General features: G+C 64.5%; 22 protein-coding genes and 1 other RNA gene. 12 read left to right on the forward strand and 11 right to left on the reverse strand.

Annotation, left to right across the window (positions count from 1 at the left end):
- Nucleotides 1-16 precede the first annotated feature (16 nt).
- The gene (locus LXM55_RS13935) at nt 17-994 is read right to left on the reverse strand and encodes an NADPH:quinone oxidoreductase family protein (protein WP_233320877.1); all 978 of its coding nucleotides are present in this window, start codon (nt 992-994) and stop codon (nt 17-19) included.
- A gap of 158 nt (nt 995-1,152) precedes the next feature.
- Between LXM55_RS13935 and LXM55_RS13940 the strand changes: the two genes are divergently transcribed.
- A complete protein-coding gene (locus tag LXM55_RS13940) occupies nt 1,153-1,560 on the forward strand; it encodes a flagellar basal body-associated protein FliL (protein ID WP_233320878.1) in 408 nt (135 codons plus the stop codon).
- A gap of 47 nt (nt 1,561-1,607) precedes the next feature.
- Here the strand turns inward: LXM55_RS13940 and LXM55_RS13945 are convergent, their stop codons facing one another.
- From LXM55_RS13945 to LXM55_RS13960, 4 genes are all read right to left on the reverse strand, one after another.
- Nucleotides 1,608-2,726 carry an ABC transporter permease gene (locus LXM55_RS13945; RefSeq protein WP_233320879.1) on the reverse strand — a complete coding sequence of 373 codons (1,119 nt, stop codon included), beginning with the start codon at nt 2,724-2,726 and terminating at the stop codon, nt 1,608-1,610.
- Nucleotides 2,726-5,452 (reverse strand): ribosome-associated ATPase/putative transporter RbbA, encoded by a 2,727-nt coding sequence (gene rbbA, locus LXM55_RS13950; protein WP_233320880.1) that lies wholly within the window; start codon nt 5,450-5,452, stop codon nt 2,726-2,728. Before rbbA ends, LXM55_RS13945 begins: the two co-directional genes overlap by 1 nt.
- Nucleotides 5,449-6,414 (reverse strand): HlyD family secretion protein, encoded by a 966-nt coding sequence (locus LXM55_RS13955; RefSeq protein WP_233320881.1) that lies wholly within the window; start codon nt 6,412-6,414, stop codon nt 5,449-5,451. Before LXM55_RS13955 ends, rbbA begins: the two co-directional genes overlap by 4 nt.
- Before the next feature lie 185 nt (nt 6,415-6,599).
- Nucleotides 6,600-7,049 carry an EVE domain-containing protein gene (locus LXM55_RS13960; protein WP_233320882.1) on the reverse strand — a complete coding sequence of 150 codons (450 nt, stop codon included), beginning with the start codon at nt 7,047-7,049 and terminating at the stop codon, nt 6,600-6,602.
- A gap of 196 nt (nt 7,050-7,245) precedes the next feature.
- On the opposite strand from LXM55_RS13960, the gene LXM55_RS13965 reads away from it, so the two are divergent.
- Nucleotides 7,246-7,395: a hypothetical protein gene (locus LXM55_RS13965; protein WP_233320883.1), complete on the forward strand. Its 150-nt coding sequence runs from the start codon at nt 7,246-7,248 to the stop codon at nt 7,393-7,395.
- 33 nt (nt 7,396-7,428) lie between these two features.
- Here the strand turns inward: LXM55_RS13965 and LXM55_RS13970 are convergent, their stop codons facing one another.
- The 4 genes from LXM55_RS13970 to LXM55_RS13985 all read right to left on the reverse strand — a co-directional run bounded on the left by LXM55_RS13970 (nt 7,429) and on the right by LXM55_RS13985 (nt 8,856).
- Nucleotides 7,429-8,034, reverse strand: a complete 606-nt coding sequence (locus LXM55_RS13970; protein ID WP_233320884.1) for a 5-formyltetrahydrofolate cyclo-ligase — start codon at nt 8,032-8,034, stop codon at nt 7,429-7,431.
- 90 nt (nt 8,035-8,124) lie between these two features.
- A non-coding RNA gene (gene ssrS, locus LXM55_RS13975) (6S RNA) lies at nt 8,125-8,303 on the reverse strand.
- Nucleotides 8,304-8,326: 23 nt separating this feature from the next.
- A complete protein-coding gene (locus LXM55_RS13980; RefSeq protein WP_011064145.1) occupies nt 8,327-8,650 on the reverse strand; it encodes a cell division protein ZapA in 324 nt (107 codons plus the stop codon).
- Nucleotides 8,647-8,856: a TIGR02449 family protein gene (locus LXM55_RS13985; protein WP_011064144.1), complete on the reverse strand. Its 210-nt coding sequence runs from the start codon at nt 8,854-8,856 to the stop codon at nt 8,647-8,649. Before LXM55_RS13985 ends, LXM55_RS13980 begins: the two co-directional genes overlap by 4 nt.
- Nucleotides 8,857-9,091: 235 nt before the next feature.
- Here LXM55_RS13985 and LXM55_RS13990 point away from each other — a divergent pair, with 235 nt between their 5' ends.
- The 9 genes from LXM55_RS13990 to gcvH all read left to right on the forward strand — a co-directional run bounded on the left by LXM55_RS13990 (nt 9,092) and on the right by gcvH (nt 18,581).
- Nucleotides 9,092-9,649 carry a YecA/YgfB family protein gene (locus LXM55_RS13990; protein WP_233320885.1) on the forward strand — a complete coding sequence of 186 codons (558 nt, stop codon included), beginning with the start codon at nt 9,092-9,094 and terminating at the stop codon, nt 9,647-9,649.
- Nucleotides 9,650-9,672: 23 nt separating this feature from the next.
- Complete coding sequence (gene pepP, locus LXM55_RS13995) at nt 9,673-11,007, forward strand: Xaa-Pro aminopeptidase (RefSeq protein ID WP_233320886.1); 1,335 nt, start codon at nt 9,673-9,675, stop codon at nt 11,005-11,007.
- Complete coding sequence (gene ubiH / locus LXM55_RS14000) at nt 11,004-12,191, forward strand: 2-octaprenyl-6-methoxyphenyl hydroxylase (RefSeq protein WP_233320887.1); 1,188 nt, start codon at nt 11,004-11,006, stop codon at nt 12,189-12,191. Before pepP ends, ubiH begins: the two co-directional genes overlap by 4 nt.
- Nucleotides 12,184-12,669 carry a DUF4442 domain-containing protein gene (locus LXM55_RS14005; protein ID WP_233320888.1) on the forward strand — a complete coding sequence of 162 codons (486 nt, stop codon included), beginning with the start codon at nt 12,184-12,186 and terminating at the stop codon, nt 12,667-12,669. The genes ubiH and LXM55_RS14005 overlap by 8 nt, the downstream gene beginning before the upstream one ends.
- 9 nt (nt 12,670-12,678) lie before the next feature.
- Nucleotides 12,679-13,896, forward strand: coding sequence for a 2-octaprenyl-3-methyl-6-methoxy-1,4-benzoquinol hydroxylase (locus LXM55_RS14010; protein ID WP_233321043.1), 1,218 nt, complete (start codon nt 12,679-12,681; stop codon nt 13,894-13,896).
- A 137-nt stretch (nt 13,897-14,033) separates the two neighbouring features.
- A complete protein-coding gene (locus LXM55_RS14015) occupies nt 14,034-15,035 on the forward strand; it encodes an extracellular solute-binding protein (protein ID WP_233320889.1) in 1,002 nt (333 codons plus the stop codon).
- A 256-nt stretch (nt 15,036-15,291) separates the two neighbouring features.
- Nucleotides 15,292-16,908 (forward strand): ABC transporter permease, encoded by a 1,617-nt coding sequence (locus tag LXM55_RS14020; protein ID WP_233320890.1) that lies wholly within the window; start codon nt 15,292-15,294, stop codon nt 16,906-16,908.
- A 154-nt stretch (nt 16,909-17,062) separates the two neighbouring features.
- A complete protein-coding gene (gene gcvT / locus LXM55_RS14025; RefSeq protein WP_233320891.1) occupies nt 17,063-18,145 on the forward strand; it encodes a glycine cleavage system aminomethyltransferase GcvT in 1,083 nt (360 codons plus the stop codon).
- A gap of 52 nt (nt 18,146-18,197) precedes the next feature.
- Nucleotides 18,198-18,581 carry a glycine cleavage system protein GcvH gene (gcvH, locus tag LXM55_RS14030; RefSeq protein ID WP_233320892.1) on the forward strand — a complete coding sequence of 128 codons (384 nt, stop codon included), beginning with the start codon at nt 18,198-18,200 and terminating at the stop codon, nt 18,579-18,581.
- A gap of 61 nt (nt 18,582-18,642) precedes the next feature.
- On the opposite strand, the gene LXM55_RS14035 is transcribed toward gcvH, so the two are convergent.
- Entirely contained in the window at nt 18,643-19,782 is a 1,140-nt protein-coding gene (locus tag LXM55_RS14035; RefSeq protein ID WP_233320893.1) for a DegT/DnrJ/EryC1/StrS family aminotransferase, read from the reverse strand.
- Nucleotides 19,783-19,973: 191 nt separating this feature from the next.
- Between LXM55_RS14035 and gcvP the strand changes: the two genes are divergently transcribed.
- The gene (gene gcvP, locus LXM55_RS14040; RefSeq protein WP_233320894.1) at nt 19,974-22,847 is read left to right on the forward strand and encodes an aminomethyl-transferring glycine dehydrogenase; all 2,874 of its coding nucleotides are present in this window, start codon (nt 19,974-19,976) and stop codon (nt 22,845-22,847) included.
- A 7-nt stretch (nt 22,848-22,854) separates the two neighbouring features.
- Here gcvP and LXM55_RS14045 read toward each other — a convergent pair whose 3' ends face one another.
- Entirely contained in the window at nt 22,855-23,787 is a 933-nt protein-coding gene (locus LXM55_RS14045; RefSeq protein ID WP_233320895.1) for a fumarylacetoacetate hydrolase, read from the reverse strand.
- Nucleotides 23,788-23,792: the final 5 nt, after the last annotated feature.

Consider the following 23,792-nt stretch of genomic DNA (forward strand, 5'->3'; position numbering starts at 1 on the left):
AGCTCTGTAGCCGCGCTTAGCGCACCTGCACCACAACCTTGCCCACCGCCTTGCGCTGACCAAGGTCATCAATGGCTCGGGCGGCTTCGGTCAGCGGGTAGACCTGAGACACCAGCGGCTTGAGCTTGCCCGCGGCGAACCAGCCAAACAGCTGCTGGAAGTTCTCCGCATTGTCCTGAGGCTGACGCTGAGCGAAGGAGCCCCAGAACACCCCCACCACGGACGCTCCCTTGAGCAGGGCCAGGTTCACCGGCAGCTCGGGAATGCGCCCGCTGGCAAAACCCACCACCAGCAGGCGGCCGTTCCAGGCGATGGAGCGGATCGCCTGGTCGAACAGGTCGCCGCCCACCGGGTCGTAGATCACGTCTGCACCGTTGCCGTCGGTCAGGCGCTTGATCTCGTCCTTCAGGTTGCTTTCGCTGTAGTTGATCAGCTCATCGGCACCGGCGGCCTTGGCCACGGCGAGCTTTTGCGCGCTGCTGGCGGCGGCGATCACCCGGGCGCCCATGGCCTTGCCGATTTCCACCGCGGCCAGCCCGACCCCGCCCGAGGCGCCGAGCACCAGCAGGGTTTCACCGGGCTGCAGGTTGCCGCGCTGCTTGAGGGCGTGCATCGAGGTGCCGTAGGTCATGCTGAAAGCGGCGGCGGTGTTGAAGTCCATGGCGGCGGGAATCGGCAGCACGTTGTAGCCCGGCACCGCCACCTGTTCGGCAAAGCTGCCCCAGCCGGTCAGGGCCATGACCCGGTCACCCACCTTGAGATGGCTGACTTTCTCGCCCACCGCGCTGACGACCCCGGCCGCTTCGCCGCCCGGGGAGAAGGGGAAGGGAGGCTTGAACTGGTATTTGCCCTCGATGATCAGGGTGTCCGGAAAGTTGACCCCAGCGGCATGCACGTCCAGCAGGATCTCGTTCTTCTTCGGCACGGGGCTCGCGACCTCTTCCAGCACCAGCGTTTCGGCGGGGCCGAAGGCTTTGCACAGCACGGCTTTCATCAGGGCTATTCCTTTGGGGTTGGTGGCCGATAAGTGTAGGAGCGTGAATCAGGCGGTCAACGAGCATGCCCGGTCCTGATAAGCAGCCATAAGCTTGTGCTTGGGCTCAGGCGGGCGGGCCTTTATGCTAGGCCGCAAACCGGATTAAGGAGCGAATTGTGAAAGCGTGGATCATGTTGCTGCTGGCCCTCTCCCTGCCGATGGCAGCGATGGCCGAAGAGGCCAAAGAAGGCGAAGCACCGAAAGTCAGCTACATCAGCCTGAGCCCGCCATTCGTGGGCAACTACGGCCTGGATGGCGGCCCGAAACTCAAGGTCTACAAGGCCGACGTGGCCCTGCGGGTGACCGGCGATGCCTCGGCCCAGGCGGTCAAGGCCAACGAGCCTCTGATCCGCAACCAGCTGGTGGCGCTTTTCGCCCAGCAGACCGCCGATACCATGAACAACGTCGAGGCCAAGGAGAAGCTGCGCCAGGAAGCCCTCAAGCAGGTGCAGCAAGTGATGAGCGACGAAACCGGCAAGCCGGTGGTGGAAGACCTGCTGTTCAACAACCTGATCATCCAATAGGCCTGCCCGCTGTAGGAACCGGCTTGCCGGTTCCTACAAGGTGCGGGTCACGAGGCTAGGCTTTTGCGAAAGCGCGCCAGGGCGATGGCGAAGAACACCAGCCCGATTGTCGCCAGGGCCAGCAGGTCGGGCCAGACCACACTGACGCCCGCATCACGAAACAGGATCGCCGCGCTGAGGCTGACGAAGTGCGTGGATGGCGAGCCCTGCATCACCCACTGCAGCCACTGCGGCATGCTGTCCAGCGGCGTGCTGCCACCCGATAGCAGCAGCATCGGGATGATCACCGGAATCGCCAGCAGGCCGAATTGCGGGGTCGAACGGGCCAGCGTGGCGAGGAAGATCCCCAGGGCGGTGCTGGCGAACAGATACAGCGCAGTGACCATCAGGAACAGCGCCATCGAGCCCGCCAGCGGTACCCCCAGCACGCCTTTGACGATCACCTCCAGTGATATCCAGGTGCACAGCACCACCACCAGCATGTTGCTCCAGATCTTGGCCAGCATGATCTCCAGCGCTGTCAGTGGCAGCACCAGCAGGTGGTCGAGGGTGCCGTGCTCGCGTTCGCGCAGCAGTGCGGTGCCGGTGAGCACGATGGCCAGGATGGTGATGTTGTTGACGATCTGGATCACCGCCAGGAACCAGCCGCCTTCCAGGTTGGTGTTGAACAGGGCACGCGTGGTGAGCCGTGCCGGAGTCTTGCTGGCGGTGTCGGCCTGGTTGGCGTAGGTCAGTAATTCGCGCTGGAAGATCCGCCCAATGTAGCCGGCGCCCATGAACGCCTGGCTCATGGCGGTGGCGTCGACGTTGACTTGCACCGCCGGCTCGCGCCCGGACAGCAGGTCGCTCTGGAAGTTGGCCGGAATGTTGATCACGAAGGTGTACTGGCCGCTGTCCATCACTTCGTCCAGTCGGTCGTAGGGCAGCGACACCGGGGCCTGGAACTCCGGTGGTTGCAGGGCTTCGGCCATCTGTCGCGACAGTGCGCTGTGGTCTTCATCCACCAGCGCCACGCTGGCGTTGTGCACGCCGATCACCGAGCCGGCGGCGGGCATGTAGATGGCCACGGTGAAGGCATACATCAAGAACAGCAGCAGTACGCTGTCGTGGCGCAGGCTGGTGAGTTCCTTGAGGCCCAGGCGCAGGATATGAGCAAGACGATTCATCAGACCTCCTGCTTTTTCAGCATGACCAGGCTGAGCCCGGTGAAGCCGAGGAAGAAGCCCACCAGGGCCAGGCACTGAGGCCAGAGCTCGCGCAGGTCCAGGGCCTTGGTAAAGGTGCCGACGGCGATGTCGAGGAAGTGCCCGGCAGGGAACAGTTGGCCCATGATTGCCGCCGCGCCGTCCAGGGACGAACGCGGCACGATCAGCCCGGAAAACTGAATGGTGGGCAGGCTGGTGATGATCATGGTGCCGAGAATCGCCGCGATCTGGGTGCGGGTGAACGCCGAGATCAGCAGCCCCATGCTGGTGGTGGCGAGCACGTACAGCACGCCGCCCAGGGCCAGGGTCAGGCCGCTGCCCTTGAAGGGCACGCCGAACAGCCAGCGGTTCATGGCCACCAGCAAGGCCAGGTTGATCAGGCTGACGGCCAGGTAGGGCGCCTGTTTGCCGAGGAGGAATTCCAGGCGGGTCAGGGGCGTGGCGTAGAAGTTGGTGATCGAGCCCAGTTCCTTCTCGCGGACGATACCCAGGGCGGTGAGCATGGCCGGAATGAACGCCAGGATCAGCGCCATGACCCCGGGGCCGATGGCGTTCACGCTGACCACGTCCTGGTTGTAGCGAAAGCGCGTTTCCAGCTTGGCCGCGGGCCTCGAGTTGAGCGCCAGGCTGCTTTGCTCCGCCAGCCGCTCCAGGTTGGACTGGTGCACGGCTTCGACATAGTTGCGGCTGGTTTCCGCGCGAAACGGCATTCCACCATCCAGCCAGGCGGCGACCGTGGGCTGGCGCCCGGCGTACAGGTCGCGGCCGAACCCGGGCGGGATCTCCAGGGCCAGTTTGATCTCCGAGCGTTGCAGGCGCCGATGCAGTTCGGCCGAGCCACGGATGAGCGGTTTCTCCTCGAAGTAGCGCGAACTGCGGAAGGCTTCCAGGTAGGCGCGGCTTTGCGGTGTCTGGTCCTGGTCGTAGACGGCGAAGGCCAGCTTCTCCACGTCCAGGGAAATGCCGTAGCCGAAGATCACCATCATGAAGATCGCCCCCAGCAGGGCAAAGCCCAGGCGCACCCGGTCCCGCAGCAGTTCCTTGCCTTCACGGGTGGCCACCGCCAGCAGGCGTGCCAGGCTCAGGCCCGAGCGCGGGGCGGCAATGCTGCCGGTAGCGGCGGGCGTTGCTGCCGCAGGGGGCGGGGTGGGCGTGTCCGACGTGCCCTGGGCGTCTTCCAGGCAGCGCACGAACGCGGCTTCCAGGGTCTCGCCGGCAAACTGCTGCTGCAGCGCCGCCGGGGTGTCGCAAGCCAGCACTTTGCCGGCGTGCATCAGCGAGATGCGGTCGCAGCGCTGGGCCTCGTTCATGAAGTGGGTGGAGAGGAAGATGGTCACGCCCTGTTCCCTGGACAGCTCGATCAGCAGGCGCCAGAAGTCGTCGCGGGCCGCCGGGTCGACCCCGGAGGTGGGTTCGTCGAGGATCAGCACTTCCGGGCGATGCAGCACCGCCACCGCCAGTGACAGGCGCTGGCGCAGGCCCAGGGGCAGGGCGCCGGACTGCTGCTCGGCAATCGCCCCGAGGTCGAAGCGCTGGATCAGTTCCTCGATGCGCGGGCCGCTTTCGGCAGGCGGCAGGTCGAACAGGCGGGCGTGCAGGTCCAGGTTCTGGCGCACGCTGAGTTCGCCGTACAGGGAAAAACTCTGGGACATGAAGCCGACCCGTTTGCGGGTGGCCAGGTCCTTGGCATCCACCGGGTTGCCCAGCAGCTTGGCGCTGCCTTCGGTGGCGGGCATCAGTCCGGTGAGGACCTTCATGGTGGTGGTCTTGCCGCAGCCGTTGGAGCCGAGGAAGCCGAAGATCTCCCCGCGCCCGATGGCGAAGCTGACCTTGTTGACCGCGGTAAAGTCACCGAAGCGCAGGGTCAGTTCGTGGGCTTCGATGGCGATGTCCTGATCGTCGCCGGAGCGGTGTGGAATCACCAGCGGCTGGTTGTCGTGGCCGTTGTCGCCCTGGAAATGGGTGAAAGCATCGTCCAGTTTGCCGCTGGCCGTGACCTTTGCCAGCTCCTGGCTCAGGCCCTGGGCGATCAACTTGCCCTGGTCGAGCATCAGGCAGTGTTCGAACTGTTCGGCTTCCTCCATGTAGGCCGTCGCCACCAGCAGCGTCAGTTGCGGGCGCTGCTGGCGTACGTCCTCCACCAGTTCCCAGAAGCGCCGACGGGACAACGGGTCGACCCCGGTGGTGGGCTCGTCGAGGATCAGCAGGTCCGGCTCGTGGATCAGTGCACAGCACAGGCCGAGCTTCTGTTTCATCCCGCCGGACAGCTTGCCCGCCGGGCGTTCGGCAAAACGCAGCAGGTCGGTGGCCAGCAGCAGGCTGTGCATGCGCTGCTCGCACTCGTCTCGGGGCAGGCCGAACAGGGTGGCGAAGAAGCGGATGTTCTCGCTGATGGACAGGTCGGGATACAGGTTGCCCCCCAGCCCCTGGGGCATGAAGGCAATGCGCGGGTAAAGGCTGCGGCGGTGGCGCCGCTGGGAAATCGCCCCGCCGAGGACCTCCAGCTCACCTTGCTGGAGTTTCTTGACCCCGGCGATCAAGCCCAGGAGGCTCGACTTACCGGCCCCGTCCGGCCCGATCAAGCCGCAGCGGGTGCCCGCCGGCAGGTTGAAGCTGATATCGATCAGGGCTTGCTGTGAACCGTAGCGATGGCTGATGCCGCTCGCCTGCAGCGCCAGGCCGCTCATTGCAGGTTAGCCGGCCAGTCCACGGGGGCAGTGCGCACATAGCCAGCACCGGGCATCCCCGGTTTGGCCTGGGGCACGGCGGCGGGTTGAGTCAGGCGCACCTTGACCCGGAACACCAGCTTCTGGCGCTCGTCCCGGGTTTCAACTTCTTTGGGGGTGAATTGGGACTTGGCCGCGACGAAGCTGATCTTCGCCGGCAGCGGCTGGTTGGGCAGGGCGTCGAGAAGGATCCGCGACTCATCACCCACCGTCAGGCGTCCGGTGACCGAGGCCGGCAGGTAGAGGTTCATGTATTGGTCGTTGGGGTCGATCAGCAGCAGCACCCGGCCACCGGCGCCCAGTACTTCGCCGGGTTCGGCCAGGCGCAATTGGATGATGCCGTCGATGGGCGCCCGCAGGCTGCTGTCGTCGATTTCGCTGGTGAGTTGGGCGACCTGGGCCTGGGCGGCACCGATGGCGGCCCTGACCGCCGCGACCTGAGCCTGGGCCGCTTGAACGGCGGCATTGCCGGTATTCAGGCGCGCTTGCTGCTGGTCGATGATCTGCTGGCTGGCAAAACCGCGCTTGAACAGTTCCTGGGAACGCTTGAGTTCCTGATTGGCCAGTAGCAGTTCGCTCTGGCGCAGTTGCACGTTGGCTTCGGCGGCAGAAAGGTTCTCCCGGGCGCGCAGCACTTCGGCCTCGGCCTGGCTGCGCTGGGCCTCCAGGGTACGGGTGTCCATGCGTGCCAGCAGTTGGCCCTGAAGCACCTTGTCGCCTTCGTTGACGCGCACTTCCGCCAGGCGTCCGGGGATCTTGCTGGCGATCTGCACCTCCGTGGCTTCGAGCCGGCCATTGCCCATGCTCAGGCCTTCGGGCAGGCGATCCTGGAGGGATTTCCAGTAGCCGAAGCCACCGGCAGCGAGCAATAGAATCAACAGGGAAACAGCAAATAGGCGGGAGGAACGGTGGTTCGTCGACATGTGTTCAGCGTCCTGCGGCAATAGCGTCCAAGTCTGACGGCTCTAGGCTTTCTGTGGCTTGATGCCCGTCAAATGAAAGGGCCAAGCCTAAACCTATTGTTTGCAGGCTGCATGATGATCGAGGCAAAAAAACGCCGAGGCTGGCGCCATGCAGGTGCTGGTGTCCCGGCGCCAGGGGCTGCAGGTCAGCGCAGGGTGAGCACGGCCGCCCATTGTTCGGCGGTGACTGGCATCACCGAAAGGCGGCTGCCTTTTTGCACCAGGGGCATTTCGGCGAGGGCGGTCTGCTGCTTGAGGTAGTCCAGGCGCAGGACCTTGGCGAAGGTTTCCACGTGGGCCACGTCGATTGCGCTCCAGGCATTCTTCTCGGCGCTGGACTTGGGGTCGAAGTAGACGCTGTCCGGCTCCAGGGCGGTGGGGTCCGGGTAGGCGGCCTTGATGATCCGGCCAATGCCGGCGATGCCCGGTTCCGGGCAGCTGGAGTGATAGAAGAAAAACTCGTCACCCACCGCCATGGCACGCAGGAAGTTGCGCGCCTGGTAGTTGCGCACGCCATCCCAGCGGGCTTGACCCAGATGCTGTAGGCCCTGGATCGAGAGCTCATCAGGCTCGGATTTCATCAGCCAATAGGCCATCTTTCTTACCCTCCAAAGGGTGATTGGGCAGGTTGTCGGGCAATTTTATGACAAACCGACGGTCGGTTGACGTCAGCGTTTGCGTGTCGGTTCACGTTATCGCAGAATGCCGTGATTTTAAGCTTGACGCTGCCGCATGGCCTGTTATGGAAAGCCAGCAGTCAGCGTGTGTGATTTGCCTGAGGGGGGGCAATCGATGAAACGCCAACCGGATTTACTATGGATTTTGGTTATTTTGTTCGGTTTGGGCGTTGTGACCACGGGTTATGCACAGAGCTTATGGGCCAGCAAGACCGACACTCCCATCGAAATCGCACAACAGCAACCGCAGCCTTTCAAGCGCTGAACCTGCTCCGGTGCCGCTGACCCAACGCGGCACCTACCGAGCGAAGTACCACCCCTGATCAGTCACCGTGCCGTGCAATGGCACGTCCCAGCTGGCTTGATCCAGTTTTCCGACCTTCTGACACTCATGGGCCAGCCCCAGCAGCTTCGGCTTGCGCCATTTCTGGCGTCGCGCGAGGTAGGCCAGGCTGCGGTCATAAAAGCCGCCCCCCATTCCCAGGCGCCCGCCTTCTTCATCGAACCCGACCAGCGGGAGCAACACCAGGTCCAGCGCCCAGACCTTGCGTTGTCGTGCGCAGTTGACCCGGGGTTCGAGAATGCGAAAGCGATTGGGCCTTAGCTTTTCCCCTGGACGGATGCGCTGGAAGACCATCTTGGTTCGTGGCCAGGCGCTGAGCACCGGCAGGTAGGTGGCCTTGCCCCGGCGCTGGGCGGCACGCAGCAGCAGGCGAGGATCGATTTCACCGTCGGTGGGCAGATACAGGGACAGGTGTCGAGCGCGGCGAAATATCGGGTTCTGTGCCAGTTGGCGGTACAGGCCACGGGCTGCCTGGCGTTGTTCGGCAGGGCTGAGCGCGCGACGGGCCTTGCGCAGCATGCGGCGAAGTTGCGGGCGGGAAAGCGGCGCAGGTTCGATCATGAAAGAGGCTACGAGAAGAGCGGATTTGGCAGAACAGCCTACCCGGAAAAACCAATGCCAGCATGGATAACTGGCATTGGTTGGCAATTCAGGCTCCCCAGGCGAACCGCTGTCGACTTAGCCCTTGAACCCGAAAGTTCAAGGCGGAAGATGCAGCAGGCTTTAAGGCTTTCCGTCTAGCGGACATGCACACCAGCCCAACGTGCAACTTCCAGGGTAGTGCGAATCGGCTCAGGGACATCGCCAACTGGCAAGCACCCCAGGGAGTGGCGGGAGTATACCGCAACCGCTGTCAGGAATCAGCTTTGCTTGTGTCCGAATCGGTGGCCAGGACCAGGTCGACACGCTCCAGCAGGTCCCGCACTTGCTCGCGGGTCGTGGCGCTGGCCTGAACGTCCGGGCGCTCCTGGCGGTGCAGCAAGTCGTGGGTGATGTTCAAGGCGGCCATGACCGCAATGCGATCGGCGCCGATGACTTTGCCGCTGCTGCGGATCTCGCGCATCTTGCCATCCAGGTAACGGGCGGCGCTCACCAGATTGCTGCGCTCTTCCTGGGGGCAGATGATCGAATACTCTTTGTCGAGGATCTGCACGGTAACGCTATTGCTTGAACTCATGAGTCTTGCTCCAGGGCCTTGAGGCGCGAAATCATCGATTCGACCTTACGCCGGGCGATTTCGTTTTTTTCAATGAGGTGCGCGCGTTCCTCGCGCCAGGTCTTTTCCTGAGCTAATAAGAGTGCGTTTTGACTCTTTAGTTGCTCGACCCGGGTAATAAGCAGTTCGAGTCTGGCCATCAGTGCGTGCAGGTCGGTGTCTTCCATTGTGTCCCACTGAAGTTGGTCTGATGAGTGGCAACTGGCTGGGCAGCGCCTCGATGGCCTGAACAGTCCTGGCGCATCTGGCGCTGTCGGGTCGGCAATCTGTCTGTCGCCCGAGGCCCTGCGCGCCACTGTAACGGGGCGCAAAGCACAACGCGGCGCTGGCAATGAATGATGACACGCCCTACGATACAAGACCTTCATTCTAGACATTGCGCCGCTTGGCGCCTAGCTGCCCATGCCCATTCAGAATTCCCCGTACAACGCCTTCGCCACCCTGCTCAGCAGCAGCGGTCACCCTGTTTCTCCTGCCGAATTGCACGGCCTGTTGCTGGGTCGCAGCTGCGCCGGTGCCGGTTTCGAGGTCGACGGCTGGCTGGTGGATGCCGCCGAGCTGCTCGAAGGCGAGCCGCAAGACAACGTGCGCAACGCCTTGATCGGCCTGCAGGAGATGGTCAAGGGCGAGCTCACCAGCGACGACATGACCGTGGTCCTGCTGCTGCCCAGCGACGACGCGCCACTGACCGAACGCGCCGCGGCCCTGGGCCAGTGGTGCCAGGGTTTCCTCGCCGGTTTCGGCCTCAACTCCCGTGACAGCAGCACCTTGAGCGCCGAGGCCACGGAAGTGTTGCAGGACCTTGCGGCCATCGCCCAGGTCCAGGACGCGCTGGAAGAGTCCGACGACGGTGAAAGCGATTACATGGAGGTGATGGAATACCTGCGCGTCGCGCCTCTGCTGCTGTTCACCGAGACCAACAAGACCGTTGCACCGGCTGCCAAGCCTTCTCTGCACTGACTGACAGGGAACTGCATCTGCCCATGATTCATATCCCGAAAGCGGAATACAGCCGTCGCCGCAAGGCGCTCATGGCGCAGATGGAGCCCAACAGCATCGCGATCCTGCCGGCGGCAGCCGTGGCCATTCGCAATCGCGACGTGGAGCACGTCTACCGCCAGGACAGCGACTTCCAGTACCTCAGCGGTTTTCCCGAGCCTCAGGCGGTGATCGTGCTGATCCCGGGGCGCGAGCACGGCGAGTACGTGTTGTTCTGCCGTGAACGCAACCCCGAGCGGGAGCTCTGGGATGGCTTGCGTGCCGGCCAGGAAGGCGCGATCCGCGACTACGGTGCCGATGATGCGTTTCCCATCACCGATATCGACGACATCCTGCCGGGGCTGATCGAAGGCCGTGACCGGGTCTATTCGGCCATGGGCAGCAACCCCGAATTCGATCGCCACCTGATGGAGTGGATCAACGTGATCCGCTCTAAAGCGCACCTTGGCGCCCAGCCACCGAACGAATTCGTTGCCCTGGATCATCTGCTGCACGACATGCGCCTGTATAAATCGGCGGCAGAAGTGAAGGTGATGCGCGAAGCCGCGCGGATTTCCGCCCAGGCCCATATCCGCGCAATGCAGGCCAGCCGTCCCGGGTTGCACGAGTTCAGCCTGGAAGCCGAGCTGGATTACGAGTTCCGCAAGGGTGGGGCGAAGATGCCGGCCTATGGCTCGATCGTCGCGGCGGGCCGCAACAGTTGCATCCTGCATTACCAGCAGAATGACGCCGTGCTCAAGGACGGTGACCTGGTGCTGATCGACGCCGGTTGCGAGATCGACTGCTATGCCAGCGATATCACTCGCACCTGGCCGGTCAATGGCCGGTTTTCGCCGGAGCAGAAGGCGATCTACGAGCTGGTGCTGGCTTCCCAGGAAGCGGCCTTTGCCCAGATCGCCCCGAACAAGCACTGGAACCAGGCCCACGAGGCGACGGTCCAGGTGATTACCGCCGGCCTGGTGCGCCTGGGCCTGCTGGAAGGCGATGTGGACCAGCTGATTGCCAGCGAGGCCTACAAGACGTTTTACATGCACCGCGCCGGACACTGGCTGGGCATGGATGTACACGATGTCGGCGAATACAGGGTCGGCGGCGAGTGGCGGGTGTTGGAGGTCGGCATGGCGCTGACCGTGGAGCCGGGCATCTATATCTCCCCGGACAACCAGCAGGTGGCGAAGAAGTGGCGCGGCATCGGCGTGCGCATCGAGGACGACGTGGTAGTGACCAAGCAGGGCTGTGAAATTCTGACGGGTGGCGTGCCCAAGAGCGTTGCCGAGATCGAGGCATTGATGGCCGCTGCCCGGGTCCAGGCGTCATGAGCCGGGTCAACCTGGCCATCATTGGTGGCGGGCTGGTGGGCGCGAGCCTGGCCCTGGCGTTGCAGGCCGGAGCCAAGGCGCGCGGGTGGAAGATCGTGCTGATCGAGCCGTTCGCCCCTGGCGACAGTTTCCAGCCCAGCTACGATGCCCGCTCCTCGGCGCTGTCCTTCGGTGCCCGGCAGATCTACCAGCGCCTGGGCCTGTGGCAGGCGATCTCCCGGCGTGCCGAACCGATCAAGCAGATCCACGTGTCCGACCGCGGGCGGTTTTCCACTGCGCGCTTGTCGGCCATGGAAGAAGGCGTTCCGGCCCTGGGTTATGTGGTGGAAAACGCCTGGCTCGGCCAATGCCTGTGGCAGGGGCTGGACAAGGACGTGATCAGCTGGCGTTGCCCGGCCGAGGTCACCCGCCTGGAGCCTCTGGCAGGCGGTTATCGCCTGACCCTGAATGATGAAACCACCCTGGAGTGCGACCTCGCCGTGCTGGCCGACGGCGGCCGCTCCGGCCTGCGCGAACAACTGGGTATCGGGGTCAAGAATCGCCCTTATAACCAGAGTGCGCTGATTGCGAATATCACCCCCAGCGAAGCCCACAACGGCATGGCCTTCGAGCGCTTCACCGACGACGGGCCAATGGCGCTGCTGCCGCTGCCGGACAACCGCTGTGCACTGATCTGGACCCGCCAGGGCATGGATGCACAACGTCTGGCGGACCTGGATGAGCGCAGTTTCCTCAGTGAGTTGCAGGGTGTGTTCGGTTACCGCCTGGGCACCCTGAAGCAAGTCGGCGCCCGCCACCTGTACCCGCTGTCCCTGGTGGAAGCCGAGGAGCAGGTGCGCCCGCATCTGGTGGTGCTGGGCAACGCCGCCCACAGCCTGCATCCGATCGCCGGCCAGGGCTTCAACCTGTCGCTGCGTGACGCCCAGGCCCTGGCGGATGCCTTGCTGGCCAGCGAGCAGTTGCCGGGGGATTTTGCCGTGCTGCAGGCTTATCGCGAACGCCAGCGCCTGGACCAGAACCTGACCGTGGGGTTCTCCGATCAGGTCACCCGGCTGTTCGGCAGCAAGCTGCCGCTGCTGTCGGTGGGGCGCAACCTCGGCTTGCTCGGCCTGGACCTGCTGCCCCCGGCCAAGCGCTGGTTCGCCCGCCAGGCCATGGGCCTGGGCACCCGCCCGGATGCGTGACTGGCTGACCCGGCGGTTTGGCAAGGCCCGCCTGTTGCGCTGGGTGCTGAACCTGTACCCACCCTACCTGGGGGCCGGTGTGCGGATTCGCCAGATCAGCGCGGACTTCCGTGAAGTCCAGGTTTCCATGGGCCTGGGCTGGTACAACCGCAACTATGTCGGCACCCAGTTCGGCGGCAGCCTGTACTCGATGGTGGACCCGTTCTTCATGCTGATGCTGATGGAGAACCTGGGGCGCGACTACATCGTCTGGGACAAGGCGGCGGCCATTGATTTCATCGCCCCGGGCCGGGGCCCGGTGTTTGCCCGGTTCAGCATCGACCAGGCGCTGCTCGACGAAGTGCGCCAGCAGACCGCAACGGGTGAGAAGTACCTGCCGCAGTTGCAGGTAGAGATTCATGACGGCTCCGGCACCCTGGTGGCGCGGGTCGATAAAACCCTTTATGTGCGGCTCAAGCCGCCAGTGAGACAGGCCTAAAGCATGGAAATGCGCGCAGATGTGCTGATTGTCGGAGCCGGAATGGTCGGCAGTGCCTTGGCGTTGGCGTTACAGGGCAGCGGCCTGGAAGTGCTGCTGCTCGATGGCGGCTCCCTGAGTGTCAAACCCTTCGATGACGAGGCGCCGTTCGAGCCTCGGGTCAGTGCCCTGTCGGCGGCCAGCCAGCGCATTCTGCAGCGCCTCGGTGCCTGGAACGGCATCGCTCGGCGGCGGAGCAGCCCCTACTGCGACATGCAGGTCTGGGATGGCAGCGGCACCGGGCAGATCCACTTCTCGGCGTCCAGTGTGCATGCCGAAGTGCTGGGGCATATCGTCGAGAACCGGGTGGTTCAGGACGCCTTGCTCGAACGTCTGCATGAATGTGATATCGGCCTGCTGGCCAATGCCCGGCTGGAGCAGATGCGTCGCTCCGGCGATGACTGGCTGCTGACCCTGGCGGACGGTCGAATGCTGCGCGCGCCATTGGTGGTGGCCGCAGATGGTGCCAATTCGGCTGTGCGTCGCCTGACCGGCTGCGCCACCCGCGAGTGGGATTACCTGCACCACGCTATCGTCACCAGCGTGCGTAGCAGCCAGCCGCATCAACTGACGGCCTGGCAACGTTTCACCGATACCGGCCCGCTGGCGTTTCTGCCGTTGGTACGGGACGGGCAGCATGATTGGTGCTCGATCGTCTGGTCGACCACGCCGAGTGAGGCCGAGCGCCTGATGGCCCTGGACGACGAGAGTTTCTGTGCTGAACTGGAGCGCGCCTTCGAAGGCCGTTTAGGCAAGGTGCTCGGTGCCGACCCGCGGCTCTGCGTACCGCTGCGCCAGCGGCATGCCAAGCGCTACGTGGCCGAAGGCCTGGCGCTGATCGGCGACGCCGCCCACACCATCCACCCGTTGGCGGGGCAGGGGGTCAACCTGGGCTTTCTCGACGCGGCGGTGCTGGCCGAGGTGCTGCTGCAAGCGGCCAGCCGTGGCGAGCGCCTGGCCGAGGTCAAAGTACTGAGCCGTTTCGAGCGCCGACGCATGCCTCACAACCTGGCGCTGATGGCGGCCATGGAGGGCTTTGAGCGGTTGTTCCAGGCCGACCCGCTGCCCATGCGCTGGCTGCGTAACACCGGCCTCAAGGTGATCGACCAGATGCCCGAGGCCAAGGCGATCTTCGTGCGCCAGGCACTGGGCCTGAGCGGCGATCTCCCGGAGCTGGCCAGGGCCTAGGCGCCGGCTGGCCGGCGAAACTTCCTGGAGGACGACCCTACGCAACATCTGGTAACGCCTCGGCGCCGGGTTCGGTTGAGATGGCAAATGGGAGTCCTTATCATTTCGCCTCATTTTGAAATCGAGAGACCGCTCCCATGTTGGCACCGAAGCGTCTACTGACCGCCCTGGCCCTCACACTCATCGGCGGCACGGCCTGCGCCGCCGATGAAGTCGTGGTCTACTCCTCGCGTATCGATGAGCTGATCAAGCCGGTGTTCGATGCCTACACCCAGAAGACCGGGGTGAAGATCAAGTTCATCACCGACAAGGAAGCGCCGCTGATGCAGCGGATCAAGGCCGAAGGCGAGAACGCCACCGCCGACCTGCTGCTGACCGTGGATGCCGGCAACCTGTGGCAGGCCGAGCAGATGGGCATCCTGCAGCCGTTCACCTCCAAGGTCATCGACAGCAACATCCCCCTGCAATATCGCTCTTCCAACCATGCCTGGACCGGCCTGAGCCTGCGGGCGCGGACCCTGGCCTATTCCACCGACCGGGTCAAACCTGCCGAGCTGACCACCTACGAAGCCCTGGCGGACAAGCAGTGGGAAGGCCGCCTGTGCCTGCGTACCGCGAAGAAGGTCTACAACCAGTCGCTGACCGCCACCCTGATCGAGACCCACGGCGCGGCGAAGACCGAAGAGATCATCAAGGGCTGGGTCAACAACCTGTCCACCGATGTGTTCTCCGATGACATCGCCGTGCTGGACGCGATCAACGCTGGGCAATGCGACGTCGGCATCGTCAACACCTACTACTACGGTCGCCTGCACAAGCAGAAGCCGAACCTGGCGGTGAAGCTGTTCTGGCCGAACCAGGGCGATCGTGGGGTGCACGTCAACCTGTCGGGCATCGGCCTGACCAAGCACGCGCCGCACCCGGAAGCGGCCAAGGCCCTGGTGGAGTGGATGACCACGCCTGAGGCGCAGAAGATCTTCGCTGACGTCAACCAGGAGTTCCCGGCCAACCCGGCGGTGGCACCGTCTGCGGAAGTGGCCAGCTGGGGCAAGTTCGTGGCCGATACCCTGCCGGTTGAAATCGCCGGCAAGCGTCAGGCCGAAGCCATCCGCTTGATGGACCGGGCTGGCTGGAACTGAGCCTGCCGTTATACTGCGCCCCGCTTTTGCGGGGCGTTTTCTTTAGCCGCCGGCTTTTTTGTGGCGAGGGAGCTTGCTCCCGCTCCACCGCGCAGCGGTGGCAAACCCTGAGCACGTGATGCAACTGGCGGAACGGGTCTGCAGCCGTTGGGGCGGCTAAGCCCCGGAGCGCCGGCCGACCCAGCGGGAGCAAGCTCCCTCGCCACGCGCGTTTTGCGCAAAAATCTTGTCTGTTCCACCTGCCCGAGAGTTTTTTGTGGCCCATCCCGCTCAACGTCGCTGGTATCCCCTGGTCTTCGCCGTAGCGGCCCTGGTCCTGCTGCCGCTGAGTGTGCTGCTGCTGTCCTGGCAGGCTGTCGATGCGCAGATCTGGTCCCACCTGTGGGACACGCAGATGCCGCGGTTGTTGAGCAACACCCTGACCTTGGTGTTCGGAGTGGGCGTTGGCGTCACGCTGCTGGGGGTGAGCCTGGCCTGGCTCACCAGCCTCTGCGAGTTTCCCGGGCGGCGCTGGCTGGATTGGGCGCTGATGCTGCCCTTCGCAATTCCGGCCTATGTGCTGGCCTTTGTCTTCGTCGGCCTGCTGGACTTTTCCGGGCCGGTGCAAAGCCTGCTGCGGGAATGGTTCGGCAGCGGCCTGCGACTGCCGCGGGTGCGTTCCACCGGCGGGGTGATCCTGGTGCTGGTGCTGGTGTTCTATCCCTATGTCTACCTGCTGGCGCGCACCGCCTTCCTGGCCCAGGGCAAGGGGTTGATGGAAGCCGCGCGAGTGCTCGGGCAGTCGCCCTGGCAGGCCTTCTGGCGCGTTGCGCTGCCCATGGCGCGGCCGGCCATCGGCGCCGGGGTAGCCTTGGCACTGATGGAGACCCTGGCGGATTTCGGTGCGGTGTCGGTGTTCAACTTCGACACCTTCACCACCGCCATCTACAAGACCTGGTACGGCTTCTTCAGCCTTTCCAGTGCCGCCCAGCTGGCCAGCCTGTTGCTGCTGGCGGTGATGCTGGTGCTGTATGGCGAGCGGCGGGCCCGGGGGGCCAGTCGTACGGGCAATGAACGCCCGAGGGGCAAGGCCCTGTATCACCTGCGAGGGATCAAGGCCGTGGCGGCCACGGGCTGGTGCCTGCTGGTGTTCGCCTGTGCCTTCGTGATTCCGCTGCTGCAGTTGCTGGCGTGGTTCTGGCAGCGTGGGCGTTTTGACCTGGATGAGCGTTATGCCGGGTTGATCATGCACACCCTTTACCTGGGTGGCATGGCGGCGCTGATCACCGTCAGCGTGGCCTTGCTGCTGGCCTTCGCCCGGCGCCTGGCACCGACCCGGGGCATCCGCGCCGGGGTCAGCCTGGCCAACCTGGGCTATGCCTTGCCCGGTTCGGTGCTGGCGGTGTCGATCATGCTGGCCTTCAGTTACCTGGATCGCGAACTGGTGATCCCGTTGTCCGGCTGGTTGGGCGGGGCCGGCAAGCCGCTGCTGCTGGGCAGCCTGTCGGCCTTGCTGCTGGCCTATCTGGTGCGCTTCATCGCCGTGGCCTATGGGCCGCTGGAAAACAGCCTGGAGCGGATTCGCCCGTCACTGCCCGAAGCGGCGCGCAGCCTGGGGGTCGGAGGCCCGCGACTGTTTTTCAAAGTGTATCTGCCGCTGTTGCTGCCCGGGACCTTGAGCGCCGCCTTGCTGGTGTTCGTCGATGTGCTCAAGGAAATGCCCGCCACCCTGCTGATGCGCCCGTTTGGCTGGGACACGCTGGCGGTGCGGATCTTCGAGATGACCAGTGAAGGGGAGTGGGCCCGGGCCTCGCTGCCGGCACTGACCCTGGTGCTGGTGGGCCTGCTGCCGGTGATCGGCCTGATCCGTCGTTCGGCCCATCGAATCGGTTAGGTGCCAGCCTTCCACCTTGCAGCTACAATGCGCGGCATTCGGTGCGGCCTGTTGTTTGGCCGGGACGCTGAAATCGGCTGAAGGCCATCTATTTCAAGGCTTTCACTCTAACAGCGCCAGTCCGCACCCTCGCCACGCCCGGAAGGAGAAACCCATGGGACAGCGTACGCCTCTGTATGACCTGCATCTCGCCCTCGGCGCGAAAATGGTCGATTTTGGCGGTTGGGATATGCCCTTGCATTACGGCTCGCAGGTCGAGGAGCACCATCAGGTGCGACGTGATTGCGGTGTGTTCGATGTATCCCACATGACCGTGATCGACGTCAGCGGTGCCCAGGCCAAGGCCTGGCTCCAGCAGTTGCTGGCCAATGATGTCGAGCGTCTGCAAAGGCCTGGCCAGGCTCTGTACAGCGCGATGCTCAACGAACATGGCGGCATCGTCGACGACATGATCGTCTATCGCCTCGAAGACGCTTATCGCCTGGCGCTCAACGCCGCGACCCGTGATCAGGACCTGGCCTGGATGCAGGCGCAGCTGGGGGACTTCCAGGTGCAGTTGCGCGAGCGCCCGGAGCTGGCGATGCTGGCGATCCAGGGCCCGCAGGCGCGTAACAAGATTGCCGAACTGGTGAGCCAGTCGCGTGGCACCCTGATCCAGCAGCTCAAGCCCTTCGAAGCCGGTTTCGACGGTGACTGGTTCATTGCCCGTACCGGCTACACCGGTGAGGACGGCCTGGAAATCGTCCTGCCCGCCGATCAGGCACCGGCCTTCTTCAACGATCTGGTGGGGGCGGGGATCTCGCCCATCGGCCTGGGCGCCCGGGACACCCTGCGCCTGGAGGCCGGCATGAACCTCTACGGCCAGGACATTCACCAGGACGTCTCGCCCCTGGCGGCGAACATGGCCTGGAGCATTGCCTGGGAACCTTCGTCGCGCAAATTCATCGGTCGCACCGCGCTGGAAGCAGAACGAGCGTCCGGCGTGAAGCAAAAGCTGGTGGGGCTGGTGCTGGAGGAACGTGGGGTTTTGCGCGCTCATCAGGTGGTTCGTATCGCCGATGTTGGCGAAGGTGAGATCACCAGTGGTAGTTTCTCCCCTACGCTGAGTAAATCGATCGCACTGGCGCGGGTGCCGATGGCCACCGCCGACCGTGCCGAAGTGGAAATCCGCGGCAAGTGGTACCCGGTCCGGGTGGTCAAACCGACCTTCGTGCGCCACGGCAAGACCTTGATCTAACTATTTCCAGCCGGCATTGCGCCGCTGGCACTTCTTCTTGAGGACACAGAACATGAGCGATATCCCTGCCCACCTGCGTTTTGCCGACAGTCACGAATGGGCCCGCCTGGAAACCGACGGCAGCGTGACCGTGGGTATTAGCGACCACGCTCAGGAAGCCTTGGGCGATGTGGTTTTCGTCGAGCTGACGGAAGTCGGCAACGTGTTTGGCGCAGGGGACCAGGCCGGTGTGGTGGAGTCGGTGAAAGCCGCTTCCGACATCTATGCGCCGGTTGCCGGTGAGGTGGTCGCGGTCAACGAAGAGCTGAGTGCCAGCCCCGAGCTGCTCAACAGCGATCCGTACGGTGCCTGGATCTTCAAGCTCAAGCCAAGCAACTCGGCCGACCTGGACAAGCTGCTGGACGCCGCCGGCTACAAGGCCGCCATCGGCGAGTAAGCCGTTCTTGCCGGCAGGCCCGCTCCCGTTTTTGTAGGAGCGGGCTCGCCCGCGCAGGCGCTTAAGCCTGCAACACCTCTTTCACCGCCGCCACCGCACGTTCCACGTCGGCCTTGCTCATGGCCGTGAACATCGGCAACGAGACGATCAGTCGACCGACGCGTTCTGCCACCGGGAACATGCCTTCCTTGAAACCGCGCTCGCGGTACAGGCTCAGCAAATGAATCGGCGGGTAGTGATAGCCGATGCCGATCCCACGTTCCTGCATCTGCTCCATGAAGGTGGCGCGGGCCGGCTTGCCGTCTTTGCGTTCCGGCAGCACCAACTGGAACAAGTGCCAGTTGCTGTTGCTGAAGTCCGCTGGCGGTAGCTGGGCGCCATAGCGGGCCTCGAAGTCGCTGCCGAAGCATTCGAAATAGTGCCGGGCCAGCTCACGGCGATGGGCGGTGATGGCCTCGATGTGGGCAAACTGGCCCAGGCCGATGGCCGCTGCCACGTCGGTCATGTTGAACTTGCCGCCGAGCACGTCCACGTCCAGGCCGTCGAAGCCGCTGCGGGTCACGCCTTGCAGGCGGTACTTCTCGGCCAGGCGCACTTCCTCCGGCGTATTGAGGACCAGGCAGCCACCCTCGGAGGAGGTGACGTTCTTGTTGGCCTGAAAGCTGAAGGACACGAAGTCGCCACCGGCGCCGATGCGTTGGCCGTTCCAGCTGGAGCCCAGGGCCTGGGCGGCATCTTCCACGACCCGCAGGCCATGTTTCTTGGCCAGGGCGTACAGGCGGCTCATGTCCACCGGCAAGCCGGCCAGGTACACCGGGATGATGGCCTTGGTGCGCGGGGTGATCGCGGCTTCGACCTGGGCCAGGTCGATGTTGCGGGTGACCGGGTCGATATCGGCGAACACCGGCGTGGCGCCGACTTCGAGAATCACGTTGGCGGTGGCGACCCAGGAGATCGGTGTGGTGATGACTTCATCGCCCGCACCGATGCCGGCGATGCGCAAGGCGATTTCCATGGTGCAGGTGCCGGAGTTGAATGTGCGTACCGGGCGCCCACCGAAGAACTCCGAAAGCTGGGCTTCGAAGGCCTGGACCTTGGGACCGCTGGTGATCCAGCCTGAACGCAGGACGTCGCCGACGGCGGCGATGGTCGGTTCATCGATGGTGGGTTTGGAGAACGGCAGGAAAGGCAGTTGGCTCATGACGATGGGACACCCGATAAGCGGACGATAAGGGCACAGGTTGTGGTGCGCCGGGGCCGGCGCATTGACGACGAGCATGATGGTACCGATTGCCTCGGGACGCCAGAGCACCGACGCAGGAAATCGGCTGCTATGCTGCTTGGCACCCTGTTGCAGCGACGCTGAGCGCCGTTTATCGGAGAGAGCCGGTCATGTCCCAGTTGCTATCTTTGAGCCAGTTACGCGAGCCCAACGCTTTTCTCAACCGGCACCTGGGGCCAGACGCCGAGGAGCAGCAGGCGATGCTTGCCAGCCTCGGCCTCGGCAGCCGGACCGAGCTGATCGAACAGACGGTGCCGCCGGGCATCCGTTTCAATCGCCCCCTGGACCTGCCGCCGGCCCTGGACGAAGCGGCCGCGCTGGCCCGGCTCAAGGGCTATGCCGAGCAGAACCAGGCCTGCACCAGCCTGATCGGCATGGGCTACCACGGGACCCTGACGCCGACGGTGATTCTGCGCAACGTGCTGGAGAACCCCGGCTGGTACACCGCCTATACCCCCTATCAGCCGGAAATCGCCCAGGGCCGGCTCGAAGCCCTGCTCAACTTCCAGCAGATGACCATCGACCTCACCGGCCTCGACCTGGCCAATGCCTCGTTGCTCGACGAGGCGACGGCGGCGGCCGAAGCCATGGCCCTGGCCAAGCGCGTGGCCAAGTCCAGAAGCAACCTGTTCTTTGTCGATGAGCACTGCCATCCGCAGACCATTTCCGTGGTGCGTACCCGGGCCGAAGGGTTTGGCTTCGAACTGATCGTCGACGCTGTGGATAACTTGCCCGCGCACCAGGTGTTCGGCGCCCTGTTGCAATACCCGGACACCCACGGCGAGATCCGCGACCTGCGCCCGCTGATCGACCATCTGCACGCACAGCAGGCCCTGGCCTGTGTCGCTGCCGACCTGCTCAGCCTGTTGCTGCTGACCCCGCCCGGCGAGCTGGGGGCCGACGTGGTGCTCGGTTCGTCCCAGCGCTTCGGCGTGCCCATGGGCTACGGTGGCCCCCACGCGGCGTTTTTCGCCTGCCGCGACGAGTACAAGCGGGCGATGCCCGGGCGCATCATCGGCGTGTCCAAGGATGCCCGCGGCCAGGTGGCCTTGCGCATGGCCCTGCAGACCCGCGAACAGCATATCCGTCGCGAGAAGGCCAACTCGAACATCTGCACCGCCCAGGTGCTGCTGGCCAATATCGCCGGTTTCTATGCGGTCTATCACGGCCCCGCGGGGCTCAAGCGCATTGCCCAGCGGGTGCATCGGCTGACCTGCATCCTGGCGGTCGGTCTGGAGCGTCAGGGCATCGCCCGGGTCAACCGGCACTTCTTCGATACCCTGACCCTGGAGGTCGGCGGCAGCCAGACGGCGATCATCGAAAGCGCCAGGGCGCAGCAGATCAACCTGCGCATCCTCGGGCGTGGCCAGCTGGGGCTGAGCCTGGATGAAACCTGCGACGAAACCACCGTGGCACGCTTGTTCGACGTGTTCCTCGGCGCCGACCACGGGCTGGATGTCGCCGCCCTGGACGCAGAGGCACTGGAGTCGGGGATTCCCGACCCGCTGCTGCGGCGCAGTCGCTACCTGACCCACCCGGTATTCAGTGCCCACCACAGCGAAACCGAGATGCTGCGCTACCTCAAGCAGCTGGAAAACAAGGACTTGGCGCTCAATCAGTCGATGATTCCCCTGGGCTCCTGCACCATGAAGCTCAATGCCAGCAGCGAGATGATCCCCATTACCTGGCCGGAGTTCGCCAACTTGCATCCCTTCGCGCCTCGGGAGCAAGCCGTCGGCTACACCCTGATGATCGATGAACTGGAGCGTTGGCTGTGCGCCATCACCGGTTTCGACGCGATTTGCATGCAGCCCAACTCCGGTGCCCAGGGCGAGTACGCCGGGCTACTGGCCATTCGTCGCTACCATGAGAGCCGCCAGCAGGGCGGTCGACATATCTGCCTGATCCCGGCTTCGGCCCACGGCACCAACCCGGCCTCGGCGCAGATGGCCGGGATGCAGGTGGTGATCGTCGAGTGCGATGAGGCTGGCAATGTCGATCTGCAGGACTTGAAGGCCAAGGCCCAGGCGGCCGGGGAACACCTGTCCTGCCTGATGGCCACCTACCCATCGACCCACGGCGTGTACGAAGAAGGCATCAGCCAGATCTGTGAAGTTATCCACAGCCACGGTGGCCAGGTGTACATGGACGGCGCCAACCTCAATGCCCAGGTGGGCCTGGCCCGGCCGGCGGACATCGGCGCCGATGTCTCGCACATGAACCTGCACAAGACCTTCTGCATTCCCCATGGCGGCGGTGGGCCGGGCATGGGGCCGATTGGCGTGCGCTCGCACCTGGCGCCCTTTGTCGCCAACCACCCGGTGGTGCCCATCGACGGGCCGCTGGCGGAGAACGGTGCCGTCAGCGCCGCGCCCTGGGGCAGCGCGAGCATCCTGCCGATCAGTTGGATGTACATCGCGCTGATGGGGCCGCAATTGGTGGACGCCAGCGAGGTGGCGATCCTGGCGGCCAATTACCTGGCGCAGCAGCTCGGTGGCGCTTTTCCGGTGCTCTACAGCGGGCGCAATGGCCGGGTTGCCCACGAATGCATCCTCGATCTGCGCCCGCTCAAGGCCTTGACCGGGATCAGCGAAGAAGACGTGGCCAAGCGCCTGATGGACTACGGCTTCCACGCCCCGACCATGTCCTTTCCGGTGCCGGGCACGCTGATGGTGGAACCCACGGAAAGCGAGTCCAAGGCCGAACTCGACCGCTTTATCGAGGCCATGCTGAGCATCCGCGCCGAGATCGCCCAGGTGCAGGAGGGCAACTGGCCGGCCGAGGACAACCCGCTCAAGGGCGCGCCGCATACCCTGGCGGACATCACCGGGGTCTGGGTGCGGCCGTACAGCATCGAGCAGGCGGTACTGCCTACCGCGCATACCCGGGCCCACAAGTACTGGCCAGCGGTCAACCGGGTGGACAACGTCTATGGCGACCGCAACCTGTTCTGCGCCTGCGTGCCGCTGGAGGACTACCGCTGAGCGCGCTTCAGTAGTGGTGTCGTATCCGCTTCGGGCGCGCGCCGTGGGCGCGGGCTCGGGATGGCTGGGTGTCCAGGGGATACAGGTGCAGCAACTCTTCCTCGATCACCTGGTTGCTCAGGCCCAGCTCCAGTTCCGGGCAATCCAGGTCCAGCCAGTCGCCATGCTGCAACTGCAGCTCGCTCTCGCGCCGGCTGGCGCTGTGGAACACGTAGTGGACCATGCCCGGTTGCAGGAACTGTTCGTGCTGTTCGAGGAACGCCTGGGAGTATTTGCGAATGGCCCACCAATTCTGCAGGTCGAGGCGATAGCTGAGCTGTGACAGCTGCGCCCCCTGGCGTTCGACCCGGACATTGAGTGCCAGGCTGTTCTGCAGTTCGCCGAGGATCAGCGCCGGGGCGATGGCGCACTGGCGCAGCCGCGATTGCGCGCAGGAGCTGGCGTCCTGGCGGCTCAGCAGCGGGTCGTGAATGTCGTGGCCGAGGCTGAAGCCGACAAAGCGCAGTTGGCCGAAAGGGTCCACCAGGTACACGCAGACCACCCCGGGCTGGCTGGAAATGCTCAGGGCGTGGTACGGAATCATCAGCGGCTCGCCATCGGTCTTGAGCAGGCTGCCGTTGCCCTTGTAGAACCAGCCCTGGCGGGTATGCGGGGTATTCAGGGTGACCTCGCTGACCTGGGCCAGCAGGCTGTCCCGGGGTTTGAGCGGTGGGCGCAGCGGCCCGTCCTGGGGGCCGTCGGCCGGCAGCTGTGGATGGGCCGGCAGGCTGCGCAAGTGCTCGCTCCAGCCCAGGTGGCGACGGGTGCAGAACTGCAGGGTCTCGTACAGCCCGCCGTGTTCGGAATAGGCCCGCAGGCTGCGGCCATTGTGAAAGTCGAACAGCCCGATGGCGCGCTGTTCCTTGTGGCAGACATCCAGCAACAGCAGGTAATCGTCCATGATTC

This window comes from Pseudomonas sp. Au-Pse12 (genome assembly GCF_021341665.1).
In the GTDB taxonomy this organism is placed as follows: Bacteria; Pseudomonadota; Gammaproteobacteria; order Pseudomonadales; family Pseudomonadaceae; genus Aquipseudomonas.